We start from the raw sequence: 22,688 nt of genomic DNA, 5'->3' as shown, positions 1-22,688 counted from the left end.
TTGGCGCCGGTCACGTAGGTGGCGTGGTGCTTGTCGTGGTGCAGCTCCATGATCGCCCCGGAGATGTGGGGCTCGAGCGCGGAGTAGTCGTAGGGCAGATCCGGAAGGGTGTAGTCAGCCATGCCTTCTCCTCGTCAGCGATCCTCAGCGCGCGGCGGGCGACGGCTCGCGACCGCTCGCGACCGCCTCGCACCCGTGACCTTCGCGCAGCTCCCAGGGGTGCGCAACCGGCGCTTGCAGCCTCTCACCGCGTGATCACCTCCCCGCGCCCGGGGTCGCGCCCGGACGCGCCCCGTAGGGTCGCCCCATGACGTCCGCGCCGGCCTCCGCGCCCGAGCCCCGCACCGACGGCAGCCCCGACACCGTGACGAGCGCCGACGACGCAGCGGCGACCGTCGCCGTGCCGCAGGTCCCGGTGGTCGGCTTCGACCTGGACATGACCCTCGTCGACTCCAGCGACGGCATCGCCGCGACGCTGCGCGCCGTCCTGGCCGAGGTGGGGGTCACGGTCACGGCCGCCGACACCTGGCCCTACGCGGGCATGCCGCTCGACCTGATCCTCGCCGGGCTCGCCCCGGGCACCCCGGCCGAGGAGATCGACGTCCTGCAGGCGCGGTACCGGCACCTGTACCCCTCGCTCGGCATCGCGTCCGTGCGCCCCTACCCCGGCGCGGCGGCCGCCCTGGCCGCCCCCGCGGCGCACGGCGGCCGCAGCGTCGTCGTCAGCGCCAAGCACACCCCCAACGTCCACCGTGTGCTGTCGGTGACGGGGCTGGCCGGCGCGGTCGCCGACGCCGACGTGACGGGCGACCTGTTCGCCGAGGACAAGGGCCTGCGCCTGGCGCAGCTCGGGGCCACCGCCTACGTGGGCGACCACCCCGGCGACGTCCGCGCCGCCGCCGTGGCCGGAGCCGTCGCCGTGGCGGTCACGACGGGGTCGCACGACACCGCCGCCCTCCTCGAGGCCGGGGCCGATGTCGTGCTGTCGAGCCTGGAGGACTTCCCCGACTGGCTCTCGACCCACGTCGTCGACCTGCGCTCCGGCGGCGCCCGCCACGACGGCGGGCGCAAGAGTGAGCGGGCCGCACCGCTGCCCGGTTAACCTGGTACGACGGCCCACGGACCGCCGACCTCGTGGTCGGCCGGACGCCGGGCCGCTCAGACACTGGACGCACCCGCCGGTGCGCGCGGCCCACCGCTGCGCCCGGCACCGCAGGCTGGAGAAGTTCGTGCCGACTGGCAAGGTCAAGTGGTTCGACGCCGACAAGGGGTTCGGCTTCCTCGCCGCCGAAGGCGGTGAGGAGGTCTTCGTGCACGCGTCCGCGCTGCCCACGGGCACCGCGACGCTGTCGAAGGGCACCCGCGTGGAGTTCGGCGTGGTGCAGGGCAAGAACGGCAACCAGGCGCTGTCCGTGCGTGTCCTGGACCCCGTGCACTCGGTGAGCCGCGCCACGCGCAAGAAGCCCGAGGACATGGTCCCGATCGTCGAGGACCTCATCAAGCTGCTCGACGGTGTCTCCGGATCGCTCCGTCGCGGCCGCTACCCCGAGGCCGCCGGCGCCCGCAAGGTCGCCGCCGTGCTGCGGGCCGTCGCCGACGACCTCGAGGCGTGACCGTGAGCGAGAACGCCGTCGAGGACGAGACCACCTCCGTCACCGCCGCCACCGAGGCCAAGCGGGTCCGCCGGCCGCGCAAGCCGACGCTGGACGCCGCCGCGGCCGGGGCCGTCGACCTCGCGCGCGCCGCCGCCGAGGAGGTCGCCGAGGAGGGGACGGTCGGGGAGCACCTCGACGCCGTGCCCGAGGGCGACCGCATCGTCAGCCACACCTTCGCGTGCCTGCTGCCGGGCTACCGCGGCTGGCGCTGGACGGTCACCGTCACGCGCGCCTCCCGCGCCCGCAACGTCACCGTCAGCGAGGTCTGCCTGCTGCCCGGGGACGACGCGCTGCAGCCGCCGGAGTGGCTGCCGTGGGCCGAACGCCTCTCCCCCGGCGACGTCGGACCGCAGGACACGTTGCCGCGCAAGGAGGACGACCCGCTCCTCGAACCCGGGTTCGAGGAGACCGGCGACGCGGACCTCGACCAGGTCGCCCTGTGGGACCTCGGCCTGGGCCGCGAACGCGTGCTGTCCCCGCTGGGGCGGGACGAGGCCGCGAAGCGCTGGTACGAGGGCGACCGCGGCCCGCGCACCGAGATCGCCGAGAACGCCAAGGGCCAGTGCTCGACGTGCGGGTTCTTCCTCGCGATCGCCGGTTCCCTGCGGCAGGTCTTCGGGGTGTGCGCGAGCGAGTGGTCCCCCGAGGACGGTCGCGTCGTGAGCGCCGACCACGGGTGCGGTGCGCACAGCGAGACCGACGTCGAGGTGACCCCCGACGAGCCGACGTCGCCCCTCATCGACGACCTCTCCCCCGACGCGCTCGACCTCGTCGACACGTCCGCGAGCGCCGTCTCGACCGCAGACGACGCGGACGCCCACGACGAGGACGCCCACGACGAGGACGACACCGCGGACGCGGCGGTCGAGGCGACGAGCTGACCCCGACCGACCCCTTCGGCACCGCGGCGCTGCGCGACCGCGTCCTCACCGCCTGGAACGCCTCCCCGGCGCGGCTGCGCGAGGACGCGAACGCCGAGGAGGACGCGGCGCTGGGCGCGTACCGCGACCGGCTCGTCGTCGAGCTGGCCCAGAACGCGGCCGACGCGGCGAGCGCGGTCGACGTCCCCGGGCGGCTCCTGCTGCGACTGCTGGAGGACCCCGCGGGCGGTGCCGGCACCCTGCTGGCCGCCAACACCGGGGCACCCCTGACCGCAGCGGGCGTCGAGGGACTGTCGACGCTGCGTGCCAGCGGCAAGGCCGACGGCGGCGCCGGAGGGTCGGTGGGGCGCTTCGGTGTCGGGTTCGCCGCCGTCCTGGCCGTCACCGACGAACCGGCCCTGCGCTCCCGCGACGGGGCGGTCCGCTTCTCCCGCAAGGACTCCGCCACCGCGGTCCGGGACGGCGCGCCGCGTGCCGTCGCCGAGCTCGACGCCCGCGACGGTCACGTCGCCGCGCTGCGCCTGCCGTTCCCCGCCCCCGCCGCGGCCGCGGTGCCCCCGGGGTACGACACCGTCGTCGAACTGCCGCTACGGGACACCGCCGCCCGGGACGTGGTCCGCACCCAGCTCGCCGAGCTGGCTGACGGCGGGGCGGACGTCCTGCTGCTCGCGCTCCCGGGGCTGGCCGAGGTCGTCGTGGACCGGCCGGACGCGGATCCCGTGCGCACGGCCGACGTGACGGACCGCTGGCACGTCGTGCGCCGTCAGGGCCGGCTCGACGCGGCCGACGTCGCGGACCGGGGCGTGGAGGACCGTCGGCGGCTGGGGTGGCAGCTCACCTGGGCCCTGCCGACCGCCCCCGGGGTCCGGTCGCCGGGCGTCCTCTGCGCGCCGACACCCACCGACGAGGACCTGCCGTGGCGGGCCCTGCTCGTCGGCAGCTTCCCGCTCGGCCCGGACCGCCGCCGGGTGGCGCCCGGACGGGCCGCCGACGTGCTCTTCGACGCGGCCGCCGCGGCGTACGGCGACCTCCTCGCCGAGGTGGCGGCCGACGGCGGTGACGCCCTGGACCTCGTCCCCGACGGTGCGGCGGCGGGCCGCGTGGACGCCGAACTGCGCCGGCGGGTCCTCGACCGGGCCCGGGACGTGCCGCTGCTGCTGTGCGTCGAGCGCGTCGACGGCGCCCCGCTGCCCGTGCGGCCGTCCTCGGCCGTCGCCCTCACGGGCGCGGGGGCGGACGACCCCCACCTCCTCGCCGCGCTGGCCCCCGCGCTCGCCGGTCTCGTCCCGGCCCCGCGGCGCGTGGACCGGCTGCTCACCGAACTGGGGGTGACCCGGCTCGGGCTGGCCGAGGTGCTCGACGTGCTGCCCGGGCAGGACGCCGCCGGCACCCGTGCGCTGTTGGCCGCGCTGGCGCCGCTCGCCGCGGCCGACCCCGTCGCGCGCGAGGCCATGAGCGGTCTGCCCGTCCCCCTGCTCGACGGCCGCCGGGTGCACGGCGCGCGGGGTCTCGTGCTCCTCGACGGCCCGTCCGCGCTCGACCCGGACGCGGCGGAACTGCTGGGGCAGCACGGGTTGCGGGTCGTCGACCCGGCCGTCGCCGACGGACCGGGACGGGACCTGCTCGTCCGGCTGGGCGCCCGCGAGGGCGGTCCGTGGGCCCTGCTCACCGATCCCGCCGTCCGGGCCGCGGTGACCGCCTCCCCCGACGCCGACGACCCCGACGCGGTGGCCGACGCGGTGCTGGCCCTCGTCCACGCCGTCGTCCACCCTGGCGGGCACAGCGACGGGGACGGCGACGGGGCTGAGGCGTCGGCGGTCGACCGGGTCGCGCACGGGCTCCCCTGGCTGTCCGACCTCGCACTGCCGGACGACGCCGACGAGCTCGCGCCCGCGGGCGCGCTCGTCGTGCCGGGCTCCCTCGCGGCCCGCGCGCTGGACCCCGACGAGGTGGCCCCCGTCCACCCGGACCTGTTGCGTGCGTGGGGTTCCGGGGTCCTGCGGGCCGTCGGCGTGCTCACCGGGCCGGCGGTGGTGCTGCTGCCGGAACTCGACCTCGCCGACGTCGGGGAGGCCGCGGACCTCGGTCTGGCGGACGTCGAGCAGTACGTCGAGGAGGTCTGGTCGGACGTCCTGGACGAACCCCTGACGGGCACGGTCGTCGAAGGGGTCCTCGCCGTGCGCGACCTGGACCTCGTCGTGGCCGCGTGGCCGGACGTCCTGTCCGCCCTGGCCGTGGACCCCGCGGGGACGCAGGCCGTCACCGTGGACTGGACGGTCGGCGGGCACCGCCGGCCGTCGCTCACGGCGTGGTGGTTGCGCCGGCACGGACCGTGCGCGGACGTCGTGCGCGACCCCGCGGGCACGGCGCCTCGCTGGCTGCCGCCCGCGCCCCCCGAGCTGGCAGCCCTCCCCGTCCCGGTGCGCCGGGCGCTCGGCGTCCTCGACGACCTCACCACCGCCGGGGTCGCGGACCTCGAGGGTCTGCTGCGGCGCAGCGCCCGGGAGGCCGGCCGCCCCGACGGGCCGACGGCCCTGGACCTGCTCGCCCTGTGGAGCGCCCTGGGGCGCACGGCGGTCGAGACGGCGGAGCTGGATGCGCCCCGGCTCGCGGCCCTCGCGGCGGACGGCACGGCCGTGGCGGCCGACGCGGGTGACGTCGTCGTCCCCGACGACGCCGCGTGGGCGCAGCGCACGGACCTCGGCCCGCGGCTGCTCGTGCCCGCCACCCACGCCGTGCGGGTGGCCGACCTCCTCGACGTCGACCTGGCCTCCGATCGCGCCGACGGGACGCTCACCCACCCCGCGGGCGAGGAACGCACGGTTCCCGCTGCGGCGCACGCACTCCTGCCCAGTCTGCCCCGGACGTGGACGCAGGTGCCGGAGCTGCGCTGCGACGGTGCGCCCGTCGGGTTCTGGGTGCGCGAGGGTGGGGACGTCGTGGCGACCGACCGCACGGGGGCCGGCCGCGGGCTCGCGCTCGCGGCCGGGGCCTGGTGGGCCCGGTCCGCGCTGGCGGCGTTGCTGGACGAGGACACCGGGTTGGCCGCGCGGGTGTTGGCCGAGGAACTGCCCGGCCTCGGCTGACCCGCCGCGCGCGGCCCTCCCGCCTCAGCGGTGGACGCTGGACATGTCCGGGTACCGGTCCCCCGCGCTCGCCCCGACCGGCAGGACGGCGTCGAGGCGTGCGAGGTCGTCGGCCGAGAGCCGCACCTGCAGGGCCGCGAGGTTCTCGGCGAGGTAGCTCCGACGCTTCGTCCCGGGGATGGGCACGACGTCGTCGCCCTGCGCCAGCAGCCACGCCAGCGCCACCTGCCCCGCGGTGACGCCGCGCTCGTCGGCCAGGGTCCGGACCTCGTCGACCAGCTGCAGGTTCCGCTGGAAGTTCTCCCCCTGGAAGCGGGGGTTGGCGCGGCGGAAGTCGTCCTCGGCGAGGTCGTCGACGCGGCGGATCGCCCCGGACAGGAACCCCCGCCCGAGCGGGGAGTACGGCACGAACCCGATGCCGAGCTCGCGCACGGTGCCGAGGACGTCGTTCTCCTCGACGTCTCGCGTCCACAGCGACCACTCCGTCTGCACGGCGGTCACGGGGTGGGTCGCGTGTGCGCGCCGGATCGTGTCGGGGGCGGCCTCGCTGATCCCGAGGTGGCGGACCTTGCCGGCGGTGACCAGCTCGGCCATCGCACCCCACGTCTCCTCGACGGGCACGGTGGGGTCGACGCGGTGCTGGTAGTAGAGGTCGACGTGGTCCACGCCGAGGCGCTGCAGGCTGGCGTCGCACGCCGACCGGACGTACTCGGGGGACCCGTTGACGCGGCGGGTCCCGTCGGCGTGGCGCTCGTTGCCGAACTTCGTGGCGAGCACGACGTCGTCGCGGCGGGACGCGATCGCGCGGCCGACGAGCTGCTCGTTCGTGAACGGGCCGTACATGTCGGCGGTGTCGAGGAAGCTGCCGCCGGCGTCGAGGAACGCGGCGATCGTCGCCAGCGACTCCTGCTCGTCACCGGTGCCGTAGAACTCGCTCATGCCCATGCAGCCGAGGCCGAGGGCGGAGACGGTGAGGGCGGTGCCGTTCCCGGTGCTGCCCAGGACGCGGGTCGACAGGTCCGTGGGGTTGTGGTCGGTCATGCCCCGAGCCTGCGCCTTCGAGCGCGCTCGAAGTCAACCGGGCCTCACGCGGGGACGGACGCCCCCACCGTCGACCCCTCGTAGACCGCGATCTTCGCCTCGATCGCCGCGAGGTGGTCCGCGACCTCGGCGAGCTGGGCGCGCACCTGGTCGCGGTGGGCGTGCAGGAGGGTCAGGCGGGCGTCCTCGTTGCCCGCCCCCGCCCGGCACAGGTCCGCGTAGGCGCGCACCCCGCGCACAGGCATCCCCGTGGCGCGCAGCCGTTGCACCATGACGATCCAGCGCAGGTGGGCGTCGGTGTAGCACCGTCGCCCGGACTCGTCCCGCCCGGGCGGGTCCACCAGCAGACCGGCGCTCTCGTAGTACCGCAGGGTGTGCGGGCTGACCCCCAGCCGTTCGGCGGCGTCCGCGACGCCGATGCCCATGCCCATGCCCATGCCTATGCCCGCCACCGTTCCGCTCGTCGTCGCGAGCGGCGCTCGCGCCGGTGCACGTACGCCAACCCCACGAGGCCCAGCGCGAGCCCGGCGATGCACGAGCCGAGCCAGCGCCCCTCGCCCGTGCTCCGCACCTCGGGCACGGCGAGCGCGACGACGAGCAGCACGGCCCACACCCCGAGACCCACGAGCACGGCCCGGCGGTCGTCGGTCCGCATCGGCGGCGGGGGCGGTTTGGCCTTGGACGGCGGCAGGAACAGCGGCACCCGCCCAGTGTCCCCCACGGGGCGGTCTGCTGGGATGGGCGCATGGCCTCCTCCGACGCTCCGTCCTTCCCGCCGCACACCGAGAACGCCCCCGGCCGCACGGCGCTGGTGACGGGCGCGAGCAGCGGCATCGGTGCCGCCACGGTGCGCGCCCTGGCCGCCGCCGGTTTTCGGACGATCGCGGCCGCGCGGCGCGTGGACCGGCTGCAGGCGCTCGCCGAGGAGGTGGGCGGGACGGCCGTGGCCCTGGACGTGACGGACCCGGAGTCGGTGGCCGCGATGGCCGCGCAGGTCGGCGACGTCGACGTCGTCGTCCACTCCGCGGGGGGTGCGTTCGGCAGCGACAGCGTCGAGAACGGCGACCCCGAGGGCTGGAAGGCCATGTACGACACCAACGTCGTCGGCGTCCTGCGCGTGCACCAGGCGCTGCTGCCGGGGATGCGCCGCGGCGGCAACGCGCACGTCGTCGTCCTGGGGTCCATCGCGGGGTTCGAGGTCTACCCCGGCGGCGGCGGGTACACCGCCGTCAAGCACGGGGTGAACGCCCTCGTCCGGACGCTGCGGCAGGAACTGCTCGGTGAACCCGTGCGGGTCACCGAGATCGCACCGGGCATGGTCGAGACGGAGTTCTCCCTCGTCCGGCTCGGGTCGCAGGAGGCGGCCGACAAGGTCTACGACGGCCTCGTCCCGCTGAGCGCGCAGGACGTCGCGGACGTCATCGCGTTCGCCGTGACCCGCCCGCCGCACGTCGACCTCGACAAGGTCGTGCTGCGGCCGATCGCGCAGGCCGACGCCGCGCACGTGCACCGCGTGAAGCCCTCGGACGTCTGACCCCTCGCCGGGCGGGCGTAGGATCGCGGGCAGCGTTCCGCATCCCGGTCGCGTCCCACCGTGCTCCGCCGGCGTCACCTCGCCCGGCCGGGACGGTCCCGCCGCCCACGCCTCCCGGGGAGCCCTCGTGTCCGCCGTCCCCCCGCTCAACCCCCGCCTGGCCGGGGTCCGTTCCTCCCCCGTCCGCGACCTGCTCGCGCTGACGGGCCTCGACGACGTCATCTCGTTCGCCGGCGGTCTGCCCGCCGGCGAACTGTTCGACGTCGACGGTCTGCGCGCCGCGTACGACCGCGCGCTGTCGGGGCCGGCGGCGCGCCGGAACCTGCAGTACGCCGCGACCGAGGGCCATCCCCGGTTGCGCGAACTGGTGGCCGAGCGGCTCACGCGCCGCGGCCTGCCGACCGGGGCCGACGACCTGCTGGTGACGACGGGGTCGCAGCAGGCCCTGACGCTCCTGACGACCGCGCTGCTGTCCCCCGGTGCCGTCGTGGCGGTCGAGGAACCCAGCTACCTCGCTGCCCTGCAGTCGTTCACCCTCGCCGGCGCGGAACTGGTCGGCGTCGCCAGCGACGACGACGGAGCCGTCCCGGAATCCGTCGAGGAGGTGTTCCGCACCCGCCGGCCCACGGTCCTCTACCTCGTCCCGAACTTCGCGAACCCCACGGGACGGACCCTGACGCTGCCGCGCCGGAGGAGGATCGCCGAACTGGCGGCCGAGCACGGCGTCTGGATCGTCGAGGACGACCCGTACGGGGAACTGCGCTACGCGGGTTCGGCGGTGCCGGCGCTGGCCGCCCAACCCGCTGCGGCGCAGAGCGTCCTGCACCTCGGCAGCTTCTCGAAGATCGGAGCGCCCGGACTGCGGCTCGGGTGGGCCCGGCTGCCCCGCGCGGTGCGCCCGGCCGTCGTCGTGGCCAAGCAGGCCGCCGACCTGCAGACGTCGACGGTCGACCAGGCCGCGGTCGCCGAGTACCTCGCGGTCACCGACCTCGACGCGCACGTGGTCGGTGTCGTCGCCGCCTACCGCGCACGGCGGGACGCGATGCTGGCGGCGCTGGCGGCGGAACTACCCGCGGGGAGTTCCTGGACGCGACCCGACGGCGGCATGTTCACGTGGGTCCGACTGCCGGACGACCGGGGTTCGACCGACACCGCGGCGCTGCTCCCGGCCGCGCTGCGCGAGGGGGTCGCGTTCGTGCCCGGGGCGGCGTTCTTCGCCGGCGCTCCGGACCGTGCGACGTTGCGCCTGTCGTTCACGACGCACTCCCCCGAGCGCACCGCCGACGGCGTCGCCCGGCTGGGCCGGGCGCTACGGCTGCTGTAGGACGGCGAACGGACCGCTGGGCAGCCGGGCCGCCTCGACGGGGCGGCCGAACAGGTACCCCTGGGCGCGGTCGCACCCCATGTCCCGCAACATCCTCGCCTGCAACTCGTTCTCCACGCCCTCGGCGGTGACGACCATCCCGTGGGCGTGGGCGAGGCTGATGAGGGCCCGCACGACGGCCTCGGCGCGGTCGGAGGAACCGAGGGGGCGCACGAAGCTCATGTCGATCTTGAGGAAGCTCAGCGGGAACTTGTCGAGGTAGGACAGCGAGGAGTACCCCGTCCCGAAGTCGTCGAGACCGACGCGGGCGCCGATGCTGCGCAGCTCCCCCAGGCTCGCCCGCGTCGACGTCGACAGGTCGATGAGCGTGCGTTCGGTGACCTCGGCGAGCAGGGAACTGCCGGAGGCCCCGGTGGACTCCACGGAGTGCGCGAGGCGGTGGGCGAACGCGGGGTGTTCCAGCGTCTTGCCCGAGACGTTGAAGGAGACCTGCAGGCCGACCCCCTCGCGGCGCCACTCGCGCAGCTGCCGCAGGACCTCCCCCAGCACCCACGTGTCGACGTCGACGATGAGCCCGGTGTCCTCGGCGGTGTCGACGAAGTACTTGGGTTCGAGGATCCCCTCGACGGGGTCGTCGAGGCGCACGAGCGCCTCGGCGGCGACGAGTTCGGACGTGCGCAGGTCGACGATGGGTTGCCACACGACGCGCAGCCCGTCCGTCCGCAGGGCCCGGCGGACCCGGTGCTCGGCGACGTGCCGGGCCTGGGCCTCCTCGCGCATCGCCGAGTCGTAGACCGCCACGCGGTCGCGGCCGCCGTCCTTGGCCCGGTAGAGGGCCATGTCGGCACTGCGGAACAGGTCGTCGGCGGTGCCCTCGTGCCCGATGGCGATGCCGGCGCTGGAGGTGCACACGAAGGGTTCGGGCAGACCGGGCAGGAGCATGGGTGAGCGCAGGCGGCGCAGCACGTCCCGGGCCATGAGCGAGGCGGCCTCGACGCGGTTCACACCCGGCACCATGACGACGAACTCGTCCCCGCCGAGGCGGGCGAGGACGGCCCCGGGCGGGGCGGCGTCCTCGAGGCGGACGGCCACCTGGCGCAGGAGCGCGTCCCCGATCTGGTGGCCGAGCGTGTCGTTGACGAGCTTGAACCGGTCGAGGTCGAGCAGGACGAGCGCGACGGCGTCCTGCGGTGTCGCCCGCTCCAGCGCCTCGGCGAGGCGGACGTCGAGCACGGACCGGTTCGCGAGCCCGGTGAGGGAGTCGCACTGGGCCAGCCGCACCAGCTCGCCGGTGGACTTCTCCCCCGCCGAGACGTCGAGCACGAGGCCCTGCACGACGCTGGAGCTCGTCGTGGCCAGCGGCACGCTCATCCCGAGGAAGGTGCGCTCGCCACCGTCGCTCGAGCTGACGCGGAACGGGTAGGGAGCCGACGTGCCGGCGTGCGCCGCCGGGTCCTCGACGCCGGTGAAGGGACCGCGGTCGTCGGGGTGGATGCGCGCGCGCCACGACTCCAGGTCCGGGTCGGGTTCGGACAGGGGGAAGCCGAGCATCTCGCGGAGCCGGTCGTCGAGCGTCACGACGCCGCTGGCCGGGTCCCACGACCAGGACCCCAGGCCCGCCAGGCGCAACGCCCCGGAGAGCATCAACCGGGCGGCCGCGGACTCCCGGTCGGCGCGGGCGGCGTCGGCCGTGGCGACGAGGGCGCGCCAGGCGGCCCCGGCCGAGGCAGCGAGGACCTCCAACCGCGGGAAGCGGGCGGCCGCCGTAGCCGACTCCGCGACCCCCCACACGGCCAGGCGCGGGGCACGGGGGTGCCCGGGGACGAGCTCGACGACGGCCGAGGGCGACATGCGGGTGAGGTCGGCGCCGGTGAGACGACGCCCGGGGACGAGCAGGAGGTCACCGCGGGCCGCGAGGACCTCGAGCTCCCGGTGCCGGGAGCGGGCGACGGTCTCCAGGAGCAGGACGCGGGCGTAGCCGGCCTCGTGGACCTCCCCGACGAGCTCCTCGACGAGCGCCCCGACGTCCGTGCACTCGGAGAACCGTCGCTGGCCGCGCAGGACGGCCGCGCCGAGGTCCACGGACGGGACGAGGGTGGGGCCGTTACCGGACAGGTCGAGGTGCTGGGTGTCGTCGAGGTCCTCGGCGGCGGCGCCGTCCCCGTGGGAGCCGCCGGCCACGACGCCGGCGGCGCGCTCGAGCGCCCGTCGTGCACGAAGGGTGGCCGACGTCGTTGGCACTCCGCTCACTGACCGGTCCCGCCCTTCAGCACGCGGACCACTCGCCCGCCGTTCATCACACAACGTGACCGACTCTAACGCCGAGTGCATGTTTGCGGTACCCCGGCGGGCGCCCTCTCCGGTCGTTCGCACTGGTAATTAGCGAGAGCAACGACTATGGTGGCCTCATGCCACCATCTCCTTCCCCCGCCACCCGGGGGCCGGGCGACGTGCGCACCACCGACCGCCCGGTCGACGAGGACGCCCCGCTGGACCGTCTCGCCGTCGACCTGCGCGTCTCCCTGCTGCGCACCGCCCGACGCCTGCGGGCCCAGAAGAGCGTCGACGACCTCACCGACGGGCAGTTCTCCGTCCTGGCCCAGCTCGTCAACGGCGGTCCGCGGACCCCCGGCGAACTGGCCGACGCCGAGCACGTCCGGCCGCCGTCGATGACGCGGACCATCGCCGCCCTCGCCGACGCGGGCCTCGTCTCGCGCACCGACCACCCCGACGACGGCCGCCAGGTCCTCGTCGCCGTCTCCGAGGCCGGCCGCGGCGTCGTCCTGGCGACTCGGGCCCGCCGGGCGGCGTGGCTCAGCAGCCGCCTCGAGGACCTCAGCCCCGCCGAACGCGCCACCCTGGCCGAAGCCGCCGCGATCCTGACCCGGGTGATCAGCGAGTGAACCAGACCTTCCGCTCCCTGCGGCACCGCGACTACCGGCTCTGGGTCAGCGGCGCCGTCATCTCCAACGTCGGCACGTGGATGCAGCGCGTGGCGCAGGACTGGCTCGTCATCCAGGTCCTGACCCACGGCTCCGGGACCGCCGGTGGCATCACGACGGGGTTGCAGTTCGGCCCGATCCTGCTGCTGGCGCCCATCGCCGGCACCATCGCCGACCGCTTCGACCAGCGCCGCACGCTCATGGCCACCCAGGCCAGCATGGCCGTCCTGGGCCTCCTCCTCGGCCTGGACGTCGTCACCGGCCACGCTCAGCTGTGGCACGTCTACGTCCTCGCCGTCCTGCTCGGGTGCGCCTCGGCCATCGACGGCCCCGTCCGGCAGACGTTCGTCGGGCAACTCGTCCCGCGCGAGGACCTGCCGAACGCCATCGGCCTGAACTCCGCGTCGTTCAACTCCGCGCGTCTCGTGGGCCCGGCCCTGGCCGGTGTCCTCATCGCCTGGGTCGGCACGGGCCCGGTCTTCCTCATCAACGCCGCCTCGTTCGTCGCGCCGCTGGTGATGCTGCACATCATGCGGCCGGCGCAGCGCGAGCCGCGGGTGAAGCCGGCCAAGGGCAGCGGTGGCATGCGGGAAGGTCTGGCCTACGTCCGCGCCCGGCCCGACCTGCTCGCGATCTTCGTCCTCGTCGGGGTCATCGGGACGTTCGGGCTGAACTTCCAGCTGACGAGCGCGCTGATGACGAGCGTGAAGTTCGGCACCGACTCCGCGGGGTTCGGTCTGGCCGGCACCGTGCTGGCCGTCGGGTCCCTCGCCGGCGCCCTGGTGGCCGCGCGCCGGGAACGTCCCCGGTACCGGCTCGTCGTCGGTGCCGCCGTGGCCTTCGGGGTGCTGGCCTCGGTCGCCGCCCTCATGCCCTCCTACGCGCTCTACCTCGTGGTCCTGCCGTTCATGGGCCTGGCGTCCCTGACGCTCATGACGGCCGCGAACGCCACGGTCCAGATGAGCACCGAACCCGCCATGCGCGGCCGGGTGATGGCCATGTACATGTCGCTCATGCAGGGCGGCACCGTCGTCGGCGGGCCGTTCGTCGGGTGGATGGGGACGCGGTTCGGCCCGGAGTGGTCGATCCTCGTCGGCTCGATCCCCTCGGCCGTGGTCGGCGTCCTCGTCGGCGTGTACTTCCTGCGCCGGGCCCGCGTGCGGGTCACCTACTCCTGGAAGGAGTCGCCGCACCTGCGGCTCGTCCCGGTGCGGAACGACGAGCGGGACGCCGCGGCGGCGTAGCACTCACCGGGTCACGGCGGTCCGGGGCACCGGCCGCTCGAGCGGAGAATGGGACCCGTGCCGACCGACCTGACCACCGCCCTGGCCGACGTCCGGACCCTGCTGCTGGACTCCGAGCACCTGGCCCGCGCCGTCGCCGCCGGTCGGCGCAAGGGGCTCGAAGCACCCGCCGCCGAGCGCGTCGAGGTGCGTCCGGTGCGGCTCAAGACCGGCCCCCACCTGCAGTTCACGGCCCGCACGGGTCCCGTCGTGTCCACCCGGAACGTCCCCGTCGACGCGGCGGGCGCGGCCGTCGACGAACTGCTCTCCGAGCCCTACGGCAACCTGCACGTCGAGACGGCGACCGAGGTCGTGCAGGTCCGGGTGACGAAGAAGGGCGACGCGCAGGTCCACCGCGCGCCCGCCCGGAACGCGGCGGGGCCGGTCGAGCACGACAAGACGAAGAACCGGCTCGTCGACCCCGACGACCCGCTGTTCCGCGTCCTGGGCGCCGGCGGCGACAAGCGGCGCCAGGTCGAGGCGTTCGTCCGGCAGCTCGCGCCCCTGGCCCCGACCGTGCTGTCCCGGCCCGGGGACCACCTTCGGGCCGTGGACCTCGGCTGCGGGAACGCCTACCTGACGTTCGCCGCGCACCGCTGGCTGGGCGAGGCCGCCCGAGCCGAGGGCAAGGAGCTGACCACCGTCGGCGTGGACGTCCGGGAGGACGTCGTGGCGACCGGACGTCGGGCCGCGGCCGAGGCCGGGCTCCCCGGGCTGGAGTTCGCCGTGGGCTCGATCGCCGGGGCCGAACCCTTCGACGACGAAGGCCTGCCGGACGTCGTGATGGCCCTGCACGCGTGCGACACGGCGACCGACGAGGCCCTCGCGCGGGCGGTCCGGTGGGGCGCTCCCCTCGTGCTGGCCGCGCCCTGCTGCCACCGGGACGTGCAGCGGCAGTTGCACGGCCACCGCGCCCCGCTCGTCCGGCACGCGATCCTGCGCGAACGGTTCGCGGACGTCCTCACCGACACCCTGCGCTCGCTCGTGCTGCAGCTCCTGGGCTACCGCGTCGAGGTCGTGGAGTTCATCGACTCCGCACACACGCCGCGCAACGCCATGATCCGCGCGGTCCGCGCGGGCTCCGGTCCCCGCGCGGCAGCGCGCGAGGACCTGCTGGCCGAGCTCGACGAGCTCACGAGCACGTGGGGCGTCACCCCCGCGCTGGCCCGGATGCTGGAACCCGAACTCGCCGCCGTCCGTGCGGCGGCATCCGGGGGTTCAGCCGAGGTGGCTCAGGCCGCGCTGTAGGTGAGGCACTCCGTGCCGCCGCCGGCCGACGAGCCGACCTCGATCGTCGAGGCCGTGCACGTGAGGTCGGAGTTGTGCGAGCAGTCGGAGAGCTGGCACGCACCCACGTGACCGTCGGTGGTCGGCGAGTGCTTCGTCGGGATGCCGAGGAAGGTGGCGCAGTGGTTCGCGCCGTGGTCGCCCACGGTGATCGCCGGGGCGTGGCACGACGTCGAGGCGTTGAAGGTGCAGCCCTCGGCCGAGCACTGGTGGATCGGGGTCAGGTCCAGGTTCACGGTCGCCATGGTTCGAAAGTAACCACGGAATTCCGCCACGGCTAGCCAGGAATGCCTTTCCTGGCCCCCGCGGAAATGCAGGTCAGGCTTTCCTCAGTCGTTCCGCGACGTGGTCCACGCACGCCGTCAGGGCGCGCACGTCGTCGGGGTCGACGGCGGGGAACACCCCGATCCGCAACTGGTTCCGTCCCAGGCTGCGGTACGGGAAGACGTCGACGATGCCGTTGTCCCGCAACACGTCCTGCACCGCGACGGCGTCGACCGAGGGGTCGAGGTCGATGGTGGCCACCACCTGCGACCGGGCCGCGGGTTCGGCGACGAACGGCGCGGCCCACTCCCGCTGCTCGGCCCAGCCGTAGACGTGGCCGGCGCTCTGCGCCGTCCGCGCGGTCGCCCAGTCCAGACCGCCCTGCGCGAGCATCCACTCGACCTGCTCGGCGAGCAGCACGAGCGTCGCGACGGCCGGGGTGTTGTACGTCTGGTCCTTGCGCGAGTTGTCCACGGCAGTCTGCAGGTCCAGGGACGCGGGGATCCAGCGTCCGGTCGCCCGCACCTCGCGCACCCGGTCGAGGGCGGCCGGGGAGAGCACCGCGATCCACAGGCCGCCGTCGGAGGCGAACGCCTTCTGCGGGGCGAAGTAGTACGCGTCGGTCTGGGCCACGTCCACGGGCAGGCCGCCGGCGCCGGACGTCGCGTCGACGACGACGAGCGGACCGCCCTCCTCGGCCGTCGGACCGGACGGGCGGACCACGGGCGCCATGACGCCGGTCGAGGTCTCGTTGTGGGGCCACGCGACCACGTCGACGTCGTCCGCGACGTCGCCGAGGCGCGGCAGCGTCCCCGGTTCCCCGCGCACGACGACGGGTTCGTCGAGGAACGGCGCCTGCGCCGCGGCGGCGGCGAACTTCGCGGAGAACTCCCCCAGCACGAGGTGCTGGGACCGCCGGCGCACGAGCCCGAGCGTCGCGACGTCCCAGAACGCGGTGCTGCCGCCGTTGCCGAGGACGACCTCGTACCCGTCGGGGAGGGAGAACAGTTCCGCGATCCCCGCGCGGACGCGGCCCACGACGGACTTCACGGGGGCCTGGCGGTGCGACGTCCCCAGCACCGTGCGTCCGGCGGCCGTCAGCGCCGCGAGCTGCTCGGGACGGACCTTCGAGGGACCGGAACCGAAGCGGCCGTCGGCGGGCAGCAGCTCGGTGGGGATGCGCAGGCCGGTGGCGTCGACGGTCACGGGTCGTATCCTGCCGCACCCGACGGGGTCGCCCCGGCGCGCCGCGGTCCCGGGGAGGAGGATCGACGGGTGGCTGCCGACCTCGACCGCTTCGTGTCCGCCTCCGACGGGACGCACGAGCACGCGCTCGCCGAACTGCGAGCGGGACGCAAGACCTCGCACTGGATGTGGTGGGAGTTCCCGCAGCTGCGGCTCGGCAGCTCCCCCACGTCGGTCGCGTACGCCGTGCACGACCTCGACGAGGCGCGGGCCTACCTGTCCCACCCCGTCCTCGCCGCGCGGTGGCGGGAGAACTGCGAGGCGTTGCTGGGCCAGCCGTCCCGCGACGCCGAGGTCGTGTTCGGCGGGGTCGACGCGCCCAAGCTGTGCAGTTCCGCGACGTTGTTCGCCGCGGCCGGGGACGACCTCGCGCAGCGGGTCCTGCAGGAGTTCTTCGACGGCCGTCCCGACACCGCGACGATGGACCTGCTGGCCGGGACCGCGGGCTAGGTACCGGGCAGGTCGTCTCGAAGCCCGCGGTCACCGCCCAGCGGCGTAGCCGTCCTCCCCGGGGATGGTCCCGTCGACGTCCCAGAGGTCCAGCCACGACCCGGCGCCCTGCCAGAGGAAGACCTGGCCCTTGATGAGCCGGTTGTTGCGCTCGACGGAGCGCATCGCCTCGACCTCCGACGGGGTCAGGGGGTCGGAGGCGACCGCACGCAGGTTGGCGGCGTACTGCGACGGCTTCACCGAGAACGGGATCGGCACCTGACCGTTGGCGACGGCCCACTTCAGGCACACCAGGGCCGGGTGCACGCCGTGCGCCTCGGCGATGGCCCTCACCACCGGGGACTCGGCGTCGACCAGGTCGTCAGCGGTCCGGTCGCGCTCGGGGCGCGACGGCGACCCGAGCGGGGAGTACCCGACCGGCTGGATCCCGTGGTCGAGGCAGTACTGGAACAGGCGCCCCTGCTGCAGGGTCGGGTGCAGCTCCATCTCGTTCAGGCTCGGCAGGACGCGCGCGTCGCGCAGCAGCAGGTCGAGCTTGGGGATGGTCGAGTTGGAGGTGCCCAGGTGGCGCACGAGGCCGCGGTCGACCAGGCCCTCTAGCGCCTGCCACAGCGCGAGGTAGGCGTCGTGGTCGTAGGGACGCGCGTGGGGGTCGCGATCGGCCGCATCGGCGTGCGGCGCGTGGTGGTTGGGGAAGGGCCAGTGGACGAAGACGGCGTCGAGGTGGTCCAGCTGGAGGTCCCGCAGGGACCTCTCCACCGAGGCGACCGCGTCCGCCGGCACGTGGGAGTCGTTCCAGACCTTGCTCATGACGAAGACCTCGTCGCGGCGCAGGCCCTTCCCCGGGCCGACCGAGGCGGCGAGCGCCTCGCCGATGGCGCTCTCGTTCCCGTAGACGGCGGCGCAGTCGACGAGGCGGTACCCCACCTGCAGCGCGCCGCGGACGGCGGCCGCGATCTCCGCCGGACCGTAGCGGTCGGACCCGAACGTGCCGATGCCGATGCCGGGGATCGTGGACCCGTCGCGCAGGACGCGCTGCGGCACCGAGGCCGGGTCCACGGGCTCGACCTCGACGCCGTCGACGGTCACGGTGGTGGGGCTGGGGGCGGTTCCGGTGCTCACGTGGCCTCCTGGGGGAGCCGACGACGACGGCGGTGTCGGCGTGGTCAGTCTGTCGACGACATGCACTCACGAAGGGCGCGTATCGTTTTGCGAGCACCGTAGAGCGCACCCAACGGCAGCGTCAACACGTTCCCCGCGAGCAGGTCACGCCCTTCTTGACCGAGCGGCTCCCGACGCTCTAGGGTCCCGGTTACCTAATCGTTTCGCCCCGTTTCGTCCCGGGGCTGACCGGATCACGACGTCGTGGAGGTCCCTCGTGCTGGCTGCGTTCCTGCCCGGTGGCAGCAAGGTCGTCCTGGAGGAGGTACCCGACCCGACTCCCGGCCCGGGTCAGGTGCTGCTGGCCACCAAGGCGTCCACCATCTGCGGCTCGGACCTGAGGGCGATCTACCGCGAGCACCTGGGCGAGGGCCCCGAGGCCTACCAGGGCGTGGTCGGGGGCCACGAGCCCGCCGGTCAGGTGGTGGCGGTCGGCGACGGCGTCGGGCGCATCCGGGTCGGAGACCGCGTGGTCGTCTACCACATCTCCGGTTGCGGCCAGTGCGAGGAGTGCCGCCGCGGGTACCAGATCAGCTGCACCGCAACCACCCGGGCCGCGTACGGCTGGCAGCGCGACGGCGGCCACGCCGACCTGCTGCTCACCGAGGAGCGCGACCTCCTCGTGCTGCCGGAGTCCCTGACCTTCCTGGACGGCGCCGTCGTCGCCTGTGGCTTCGGCACCGCCTACGAGGCGCTGTGCCGGGTGGACGTGTCCGGACGCGACCGCGTGCTCGTCACCGGCCTGGGCCCCGTCGGCTCGGCCGTCGGGCTCCTCGCCAAGGCGATGGGCGCACCGCTCGTCGTCGGCACCGACCCCTCCCCCGCCCGGCGGGAACTGGCGCTGCAGCTCGGCGCCGTCGACCACGCGGTCGCGGGCACCGACGAGGAGCTGGACGCCCTGCTCGGTGACGGCGCCGAGGTCGCCGTCGACTGCTCCGGCAACGGCCGAGGCCAGCTGACCGCACTGCGCCACACCCGGCGCTGGGGCCGCGCCGCGCTGGTCGGCGAGGGCGGCCAGCTCAGCGTGGACGTGTCGGAGGTGCTCATCCACCGCCAGCTGACGGTCCACGGCTCCTGGGTCACCTCGACCGCGCGGATGGGGGAGCTGCTGACCAACCTCGACCGCTGGGACCTGCACCCCGAGCGCCTCGTCACCGACACCTTCCCGCTCTCGCAGGCAGCGCTGGCCTACGAGACCGCCGATGCCGCCCAGGGCGGCAAGGTCGGCATCGTCTGGCCCGCGTGACCGCGGACCGAGCCCGAGAACGACCCCGCGCTCCCGACCCGAGAGGACCCGCCCGTGCTCAAGCACGCCCTCACCCACCCGCCGCTGGTGGCAGCCCTGGCCGCCGCCGGCCACGGCTCGAAGGTGCTCATCGCCGACGGCAACTTCCCCTTCGCCACGGTGCGTCCACCGGGCAGCGAACTGGTCTGGCTGAACATCGCGCCCGGCCTGCCGACGATCTCCGACCTGCTGCCCCTGCTGCTCACCGCGGTCAACGTCGAGGAGGCGGCGTCGATGGCCTCCCCCGACGGCAGCCCGGTGGCCGCCCACGACGCCCACCGCGCCCAACTCGGTCCTGACGTGCCGTTCTCGCTGCTGGAGCGGTTCTCCTTCTACGACGCGATCCGCAGCGCCGACGTCGGTCTGGTGATCGCCACCGGCGACGAGCGGCCCTGCTCGAACCTCCTCGTCACCATCGGGATGCGCTGACAGCACCCCCGAACGCGCGGTCGCGCGCTCGTCCTTTCCCAGGGCACCGACTGGACGGCGTCCAGCCCCGGCCGGCCGGGCGCTGCCCTGCGCCGCAGCAGGTCCCGTGCCACCCGTCGTCCCACGAGCCGGCGTGGCGCGCAGCGCCTCCCTGCGGACGGCTGCGGACCACCCGCTCCGGCGCGCGTCCCGAGCTCGCGTCGTCCAGCGCGCCCCGAGGCAGCAGCCTGCCGCGGTCGGACAGCTCCCCCGCACGGACGCACGCGCCAGGCCGCGTCGACCGTGGCCCGGCAGCCGAGGGTGGTCAGGTGCGCCGCCGGTGTCCTCGTCACGTCACTCCACGGCCCCCGACGAGCGGTGTCCCGTGGGGCGGCGATGAGGTGGCTGAGAAACGATTCTCGACACCGGAATCACGCGGACGCTCCCGTGGCGCAAAGGATCACGTTCACGCGTCTGTCGGTCCGGACCCTTGACAAGCGTATCGTTTCGCATGGACTCTTCTCCCGTCGGACACGGTGCAGGCGCAGGAGCCTGATCAGCCTCGCCGACGGGTCCACATCGCCCGACTCAGACACGATGACGTCGTCACGGAGGCCTCGATGGCACCTCACTTGTCCCGCCGCCAGCTCCTCGGCCTGAGCGGCGGCGCCGCCGCCGCACTGGCCCTCTCCGCCTGCGGGAGCTCCGGCTCCAGCGGTGGCGGGGGTGGTGACGGGAAGAGCTTCAGCTGGTTCATGTGGTCCGGCTCGAACTCCGAGGTCGACGCGTGGAAGCACGTCGCCCAGACCGCCGGGAAGGCCACCGGCACCACCATCAGCTTCCAGACGGCCGCGTTCAACGACTACTGGACCAAGCTGACGTCCCAGGCGGCGAGCGGTTCGACCCCCGACCTCCTCGCGCTGCAGGCCCAGCGGGCCCCGCAGTTCAAGGACCTGTTCGTGGACCTGTCCCCGAAGCTGTCGGCGATGGGGGTCAACGAGTCCGACTTCGACACGAACATGCTCAACTCGCTGAAGATCGACGGCAAGCTGCTCGCGCTGCCCTACGACTTCGGTCCGCTGGTCATCTTCTACAACAAGACGGCCTTCCAGAAGGCGGGCATCACGCTGCCGACGGTGGGGTGGACGCAGGACCAGTTCCTCGACGCCGCCAAGAAGCTGACCAACGGCAACACCTTCGGGTTCTACGCCCAGGCCGTGATCGACTCGGTCATCCCGTGGGCGGAGAGCCAGCACGGCGTCCAGGCCGTCGACTCCAGCGGCAAGCTCACCCTCGACAGCTCCGAGTGGGCCGACACGCTGTCCTGGTACCAGAAGCTCATCACCGAGCAGAAGGTCGCGCAGCAGCTGCCCGCCGCCAACTCCACCGCGTCGAACACCAACCAGTTCCTGGCCGGCAACGCCGCGATGTACATCGACGGACCGTGGAGCCTCATCAACGCGAAGGCCACGGCGAAGTTCGAGGTCGGCATCGCCCCGATGCCCGTCGGCGGCAGCGGGTCCAAGACGGTCACCGCCGGTTCCGGCTTCGGCGTCGCGAAGTCGGTGAAGAACCAGGACCTGGCGGCCAAGGCCGTCGCCGCCCTGGTGAACCCCGACAACGAGGCCTACCTGGGCCAGCAGGGCCGCGCCTTCCCGGCGCGCACCGCCCAGCAGGACTCCTGGTACAGCAACAACGGCCTGAGCGACGCCAAGACCGTCATGGACTACTCCATCCAGAACTCGGAGTCCTACCGGACCACCGCGAGCTGGACCCAGGTCAACAACACGTTCAGCAAGTACGCCGTCCCGGCCTTCAACGGCAGCGGGTCCATCGACGACCTCGTCACCCAGACCATGGCCCAGTCCAAGGCCAGCAGCTGAGGCAGGAGCCGCACCCATGGCACTGACCGGTTCCGTCGGCGGTTCCGTCGCCGCCAAGTCCTCGTCCGCACCGGCGGGGACTCGGCGGGGCGACGGCCGCGCCGCGACGGCCTTCCTCCTCCCCGGTGCGATCGGCTTCGTGATCTTCACGGCCTTCCCGATCATCGCCTCGCTCGTCATGAGCTTCTTCGACTGGCCGGTGCTCGGTTCGCCGAAGTTCATCGGGTTGCAGAACTTCGTCGAACTGTTCACCACCGACCCGGTGTTCAAGGACGCTCTGCTCAACACCACGGTGTTCGTGGTGCTGTACGTGCCCATCAACCTCGTGCTGTCGATGTCGCTGGCGGTGTGGATCTCCCCACGCATCATCGGGCGGCGCTACTACCGCGTGCTGTTCTTCATCCCGGCCGTGACGCCGATGGTGGGCAACGCCGTCGTCTTCGCCCTCCTGTACACCCCGAACGGCCTGATCGACAGCACCTTCGTCTCGCTCTTCGGGGTGCACGCCCCGAACTTCCTGGGGTCGAACTCCTGGGCGCTGCCCGCGGTCGTGCTGATGAGCGTGTGGCAGGGGTTCGGCTACAACCTGCTGGTCTTCTCGGCGGCGCTGGACGCCGTGCCGCCCTCCCTCACCGAAGCCGCGGCCATCGACGGCGCGGGGCCTGCGCGGCAGTTCTTCTCCGTGGTGCTGCCGCTCCTCAGCCCGTCGCTCTTCTTCGCGACGGTCCTGACCCTCATCAGCTCCTTCCAGGTGTTCGTCCAGCCCTACATCCTCACCGGCGGGGGCCCGGGCAACGCCACCACCACGCTCGTGATGTACCTCTACCAGAGCGGTTTCCAGTTCTTCCGCCTCGGTTTCGCGGCGGCCATCGCCTGGGTGCTGTTCATCATCATCATGGTGATCACCGGTCTGCAGTTCCTCGGCCAGAAGAAGTGGGTGCACTATGACTGACCAGGGC

General features: G+C 73.9%; 21 protein-coding genes and 1 pseudogene. 14 read left to right on the top strand and 8 right to left on the bottom strand.

The genetic code is table 11. The features are described 5' to 3' along the window. Positions 1 to 122: pseudogene (locus AB0637_RS17390) on the bottom strand (superoxide dismutase); the annotation flags it as partial. A 185-nt stretch (positions 123 to 307) separates the two neighbouring features. On the opposite strand from AB0637_RS17390, the gene AB0637_RS17385 reads away from it, so the two are divergent. The 4 genes from AB0637_RS17385 (at position 308) to AB0637_RS17370 (ending at position 5,622) form a co-directional block, all read left to right on the top strand. Beyond that, a complete protein-coding gene (locus AB0637_RS17385; RefSeq protein ID WP_366173810.1) occupies positions 308 to 1,102 on the top strand; it encodes a haloacid dehalogenase-like hydrolase in 795 nt (264 codons plus the stop codon). Between the two features lie 127 nt (positions 1,103 to 1,229). Continuing rightward, the gene (locus AB0637_RS17380; protein ID WP_366173809.1) at positions 1,230 to 1,613 is read left to right on the top strand and encodes a cold shock domain-containing protein; all 384 of its coding nucleotides are present in this window, start codon (positions 1,230 to 1,232) and stop codon (positions 1,611 to 1,613) included. A 2-nt stretch (positions 1,614 to 1,615) separates the two neighbouring features. After that, positions 1,616 to 2,536, top strand: a complete 921-nt coding sequence (locus AB0637_RS17375; protein WP_366173808.1) for a DUF3027 domain-containing protein — start codon at positions 1,616 to 1,618, stop codon at positions 2,534 to 2,536. After that, positions 2,533 to 5,622 (top strand): hypothetical protein, encoded by a 3,090-nt coding sequence (locus AB0637_RS17370; protein ID WP_366173812.1) that lies wholly within the window; start codon positions 2,533 to 2,535, stop codon positions 5,620 to 5,622. The genes AB0637_RS17375 and AB0637_RS17370 overlap by 4 nt, the downstream gene beginning before the upstream one ends. Before the next feature lie 24 nt (positions 5,623 to 5,646). Here the strand turns inward: AB0637_RS17370 and AB0637_RS17365 are convergent, their stop codons facing one another. Genes AB0637_RS17365 through AB0637_RS17355 form a run of 3 tightly spaced genes read right to left on the bottom strand, consistent with a single transcriptional unit; the run spans position 5,647 to position 7,366 of the window. Next, complete coding sequence (locus AB0637_RS17365; protein WP_366173807.1) at positions 5,647 to 6,663, bottom strand: aldo/keto reductase; 1,017 nt, start codon at positions 6,661 to 6,663, stop codon at positions 5,647 to 5,649. 44 nt (positions 6,664 to 6,707) lie between these two features. Beyond that, positions 6,708 to 7,115: a MerR family transcriptional regulator gene (locus AB0637_RS17360; protein ID WP_366173805.1), complete on the bottom strand. Its 408-nt coding sequence runs from the start codon at positions 7,113 to 7,115 to the stop codon at positions 6,708 to 6,710. Next, positions 7,103 to 7,366, bottom strand: coding sequence for a DUF2530 domain-containing protein (locus AB0637_RS17355; protein ID WP_366173803.1), 264 nt, complete (start codon positions 7,364 to 7,366; stop codon positions 7,103 to 7,105). The genes AB0637_RS17360 and AB0637_RS17355 overlap by 13 nt, the downstream gene beginning before the upstream one ends. Before the next feature lie 42 nt (positions 7,367 to 7,408). Here AB0637_RS17355 and AB0637_RS17350 point away from each other — a divergent pair, with 42 nt between their 5' ends. Further along, entirely contained in the window at positions 7,409 to 8,197 is a 789-nt protein-coding gene (locus AB0637_RS17350; protein WP_366173801.1) for an SDR family NAD(P)-dependent oxidoreductase, read from the top strand. A gap of 127 nt (positions 8,198 to 8,324) precedes the next feature. After that, a complete protein-coding gene (locus AB0637_RS17345) occupies positions 8,325 to 9,521 on the top strand; it encodes a PLP-dependent aminotransferase family protein (protein ID WP_366173799.1) in 1,197 nt (398 codons plus the stop codon). Here the strand turns inward: AB0637_RS17345 and AB0637_RS17340 are convergent. Beyond that, positions 9,507 to 11,771 (bottom strand): EAL domain-containing protein, encoded by a 2,265-nt coding sequence (locus AB0637_RS17340; protein ID WP_366173797.1) that lies wholly within the window; start codon positions 11,769 to 11,771, stop codon positions 9,507 to 9,509. The two genes, AB0637_RS17345 and AB0637_RS17340, sit on opposite strands and share 15 nt — an antisense overlap. A 158-nt stretch (positions 11,772 to 11,929) precedes the next feature. Between AB0637_RS17340 and AB0637_RS17335 the strand changes: the two genes are divergently transcribed. The 3 genes from AB0637_RS17335 to AB0637_RS17325 are packed head-to-tail and all read left to right on the top strand — an operon-like array spanning position 11,930 to position 14,994. Next, the gene (locus AB0637_RS17335) at positions 11,930 to 12,424 is read left to right on the top strand and encodes a MarR family transcriptional regulator (protein WP_366173795.1); all 495 of its coding nucleotides are present in this window, start codon (positions 11,930 to 11,932) and stop codon (positions 12,422 to 12,424) included. After that, positions 12,421 to 13,707 (top strand): MFS transporter, encoded by a 1,287-nt coding sequence (locus AB0637_RS17330; RefSeq protein ID WP_366173793.1) that lies wholly within the window; start codon positions 12,421 to 12,423, stop codon positions 13,705 to 13,707. Before AB0637_RS17335 ends, AB0637_RS17330 begins: the two co-directional genes overlap by 4 nt. A 48-nt stretch (positions 13,708 to 13,755) precedes the next feature. After that, positions 13,756 to 14,994, top strand: coding sequence for an SAM-dependent methyltransferase (locus AB0637_RS17325; RefSeq protein WP_366173791.1), 1,239 nt, complete (start codon positions 13,756 to 13,758; stop codon positions 14,992 to 14,994). On the opposite strand, the gene AB0637_RS17320 is transcribed toward AB0637_RS17325, so the two are convergent. Next, positions 14,979 to 15,278 (bottom strand): DUF1540 domain-containing protein, encoded by a 300-nt coding sequence (locus tag AB0637_RS17320; protein ID WP_366173789.1) that lies wholly within the window; start codon positions 15,276 to 15,278, stop codon positions 14,979 to 14,981. The two genes, AB0637_RS17325 and AB0637_RS17320, sit on opposite strands and share 16 nt — an antisense overlap. Before the next feature lie 73 nt (positions 15,279 to 15,351). After that, positions 15,352 to 16,503, bottom strand: a complete 1,152-nt coding sequence (gene serC, locus AB0637_RS17315; RefSeq protein ID WP_366173787.1) for a phosphoserine transaminase — start codon at positions 16,501 to 16,503, stop codon at positions 15,352 to 15,354. A gap of 69 nt (positions 16,504 to 16,572) precedes the next feature. On the opposite strand from serC, the gene AB0637_RS17310 reads away from it, so the two are divergent. Then, entirely contained in the window at positions 16,573 to 16,992 is a 420-nt protein-coding gene (locus AB0637_RS17310) for a DUF1810 domain-containing protein (RefSeq protein ID WP_366173785.1), read from the top strand. Between the two features lie 30 nt (positions 16,993 to 17,022). Here the strand turns inward: AB0637_RS17310 and AB0637_RS17305 are convergent, their stop codons facing one another. Continuing rightward, a complete protein-coding gene (locus AB0637_RS17305; protein ID WP_366173783.1) occupies positions 17,023 to 18,114 on the bottom strand; it encodes an aldo/keto reductase in 1,092 nt (363 codons plus the stop codon). Between the two features lie 256 nt (positions 18,115 to 18,370). Between AB0637_RS17305 and AB0637_RS17300 the strand changes: the two genes are divergently transcribed. The 4 genes from AB0637_RS17300 to AB0637_RS17285 all read left to right on the top strand — a co-directional run bounded on the left by AB0637_RS17300 (position 18,371) and on the right by AB0637_RS17285 (position 22,681). Further along, a complete protein-coding gene (locus AB0637_RS17300) occupies positions 18,371 to 19,399 on the top strand; it encodes a zinc-binding dehydrogenase (protein WP_366173781.1) in 1,029 nt (342 codons plus the stop codon). A gap of 54 nt (positions 19,400 to 19,453) precedes the next feature. Further along, positions 19,454 to 19,867 carry an RbsD/FucU domain-containing protein gene (locus AB0637_RS17295; RefSeq protein ID WP_366173779.1) on the top strand — a complete coding sequence of 138 codons (414 nt, stop codon included), beginning with the start codon at positions 19,454 to 19,456 and terminating at the stop codon, positions 19,865 to 19,867. Positions 19,868 to 20,466: 599 nt separating this feature from the next. Further along, the gene (locus AB0637_RS17290; RefSeq protein WP_366173777.1) at positions 20,467 to 21,729 is read left to right on the top strand and encodes a sugar ABC transporter substrate-binding protein; all 1,263 of its coding nucleotides are present in this window, start codon (positions 20,467 to 20,469) and stop codon (positions 21,727 to 21,729) included. A gap of 16 nt (positions 21,730 to 21,745) precedes the next feature. Next, a complete protein-coding gene (locus AB0637_RS17285) occupies positions 21,746 to 22,681 on the top strand; it encodes a sugar ABC transporter permease (protein WP_366173775.1) in 936 nt (311 codons plus the stop codon). Positions 22,682 to 22,688 lie beyond the last annotated feature (7 nt).

Source organism: Kineococcus sp. NPDC059986 (assembly GCF_040702905.1).
GTDB lineage: Bacteria > Actinomycetota > Actinomycetes > Actinomycetales > Kineococcaceae > Kineococcus.
This window is presented reverse-complemented; position numbering and strand designations above follow the sequence as displayed.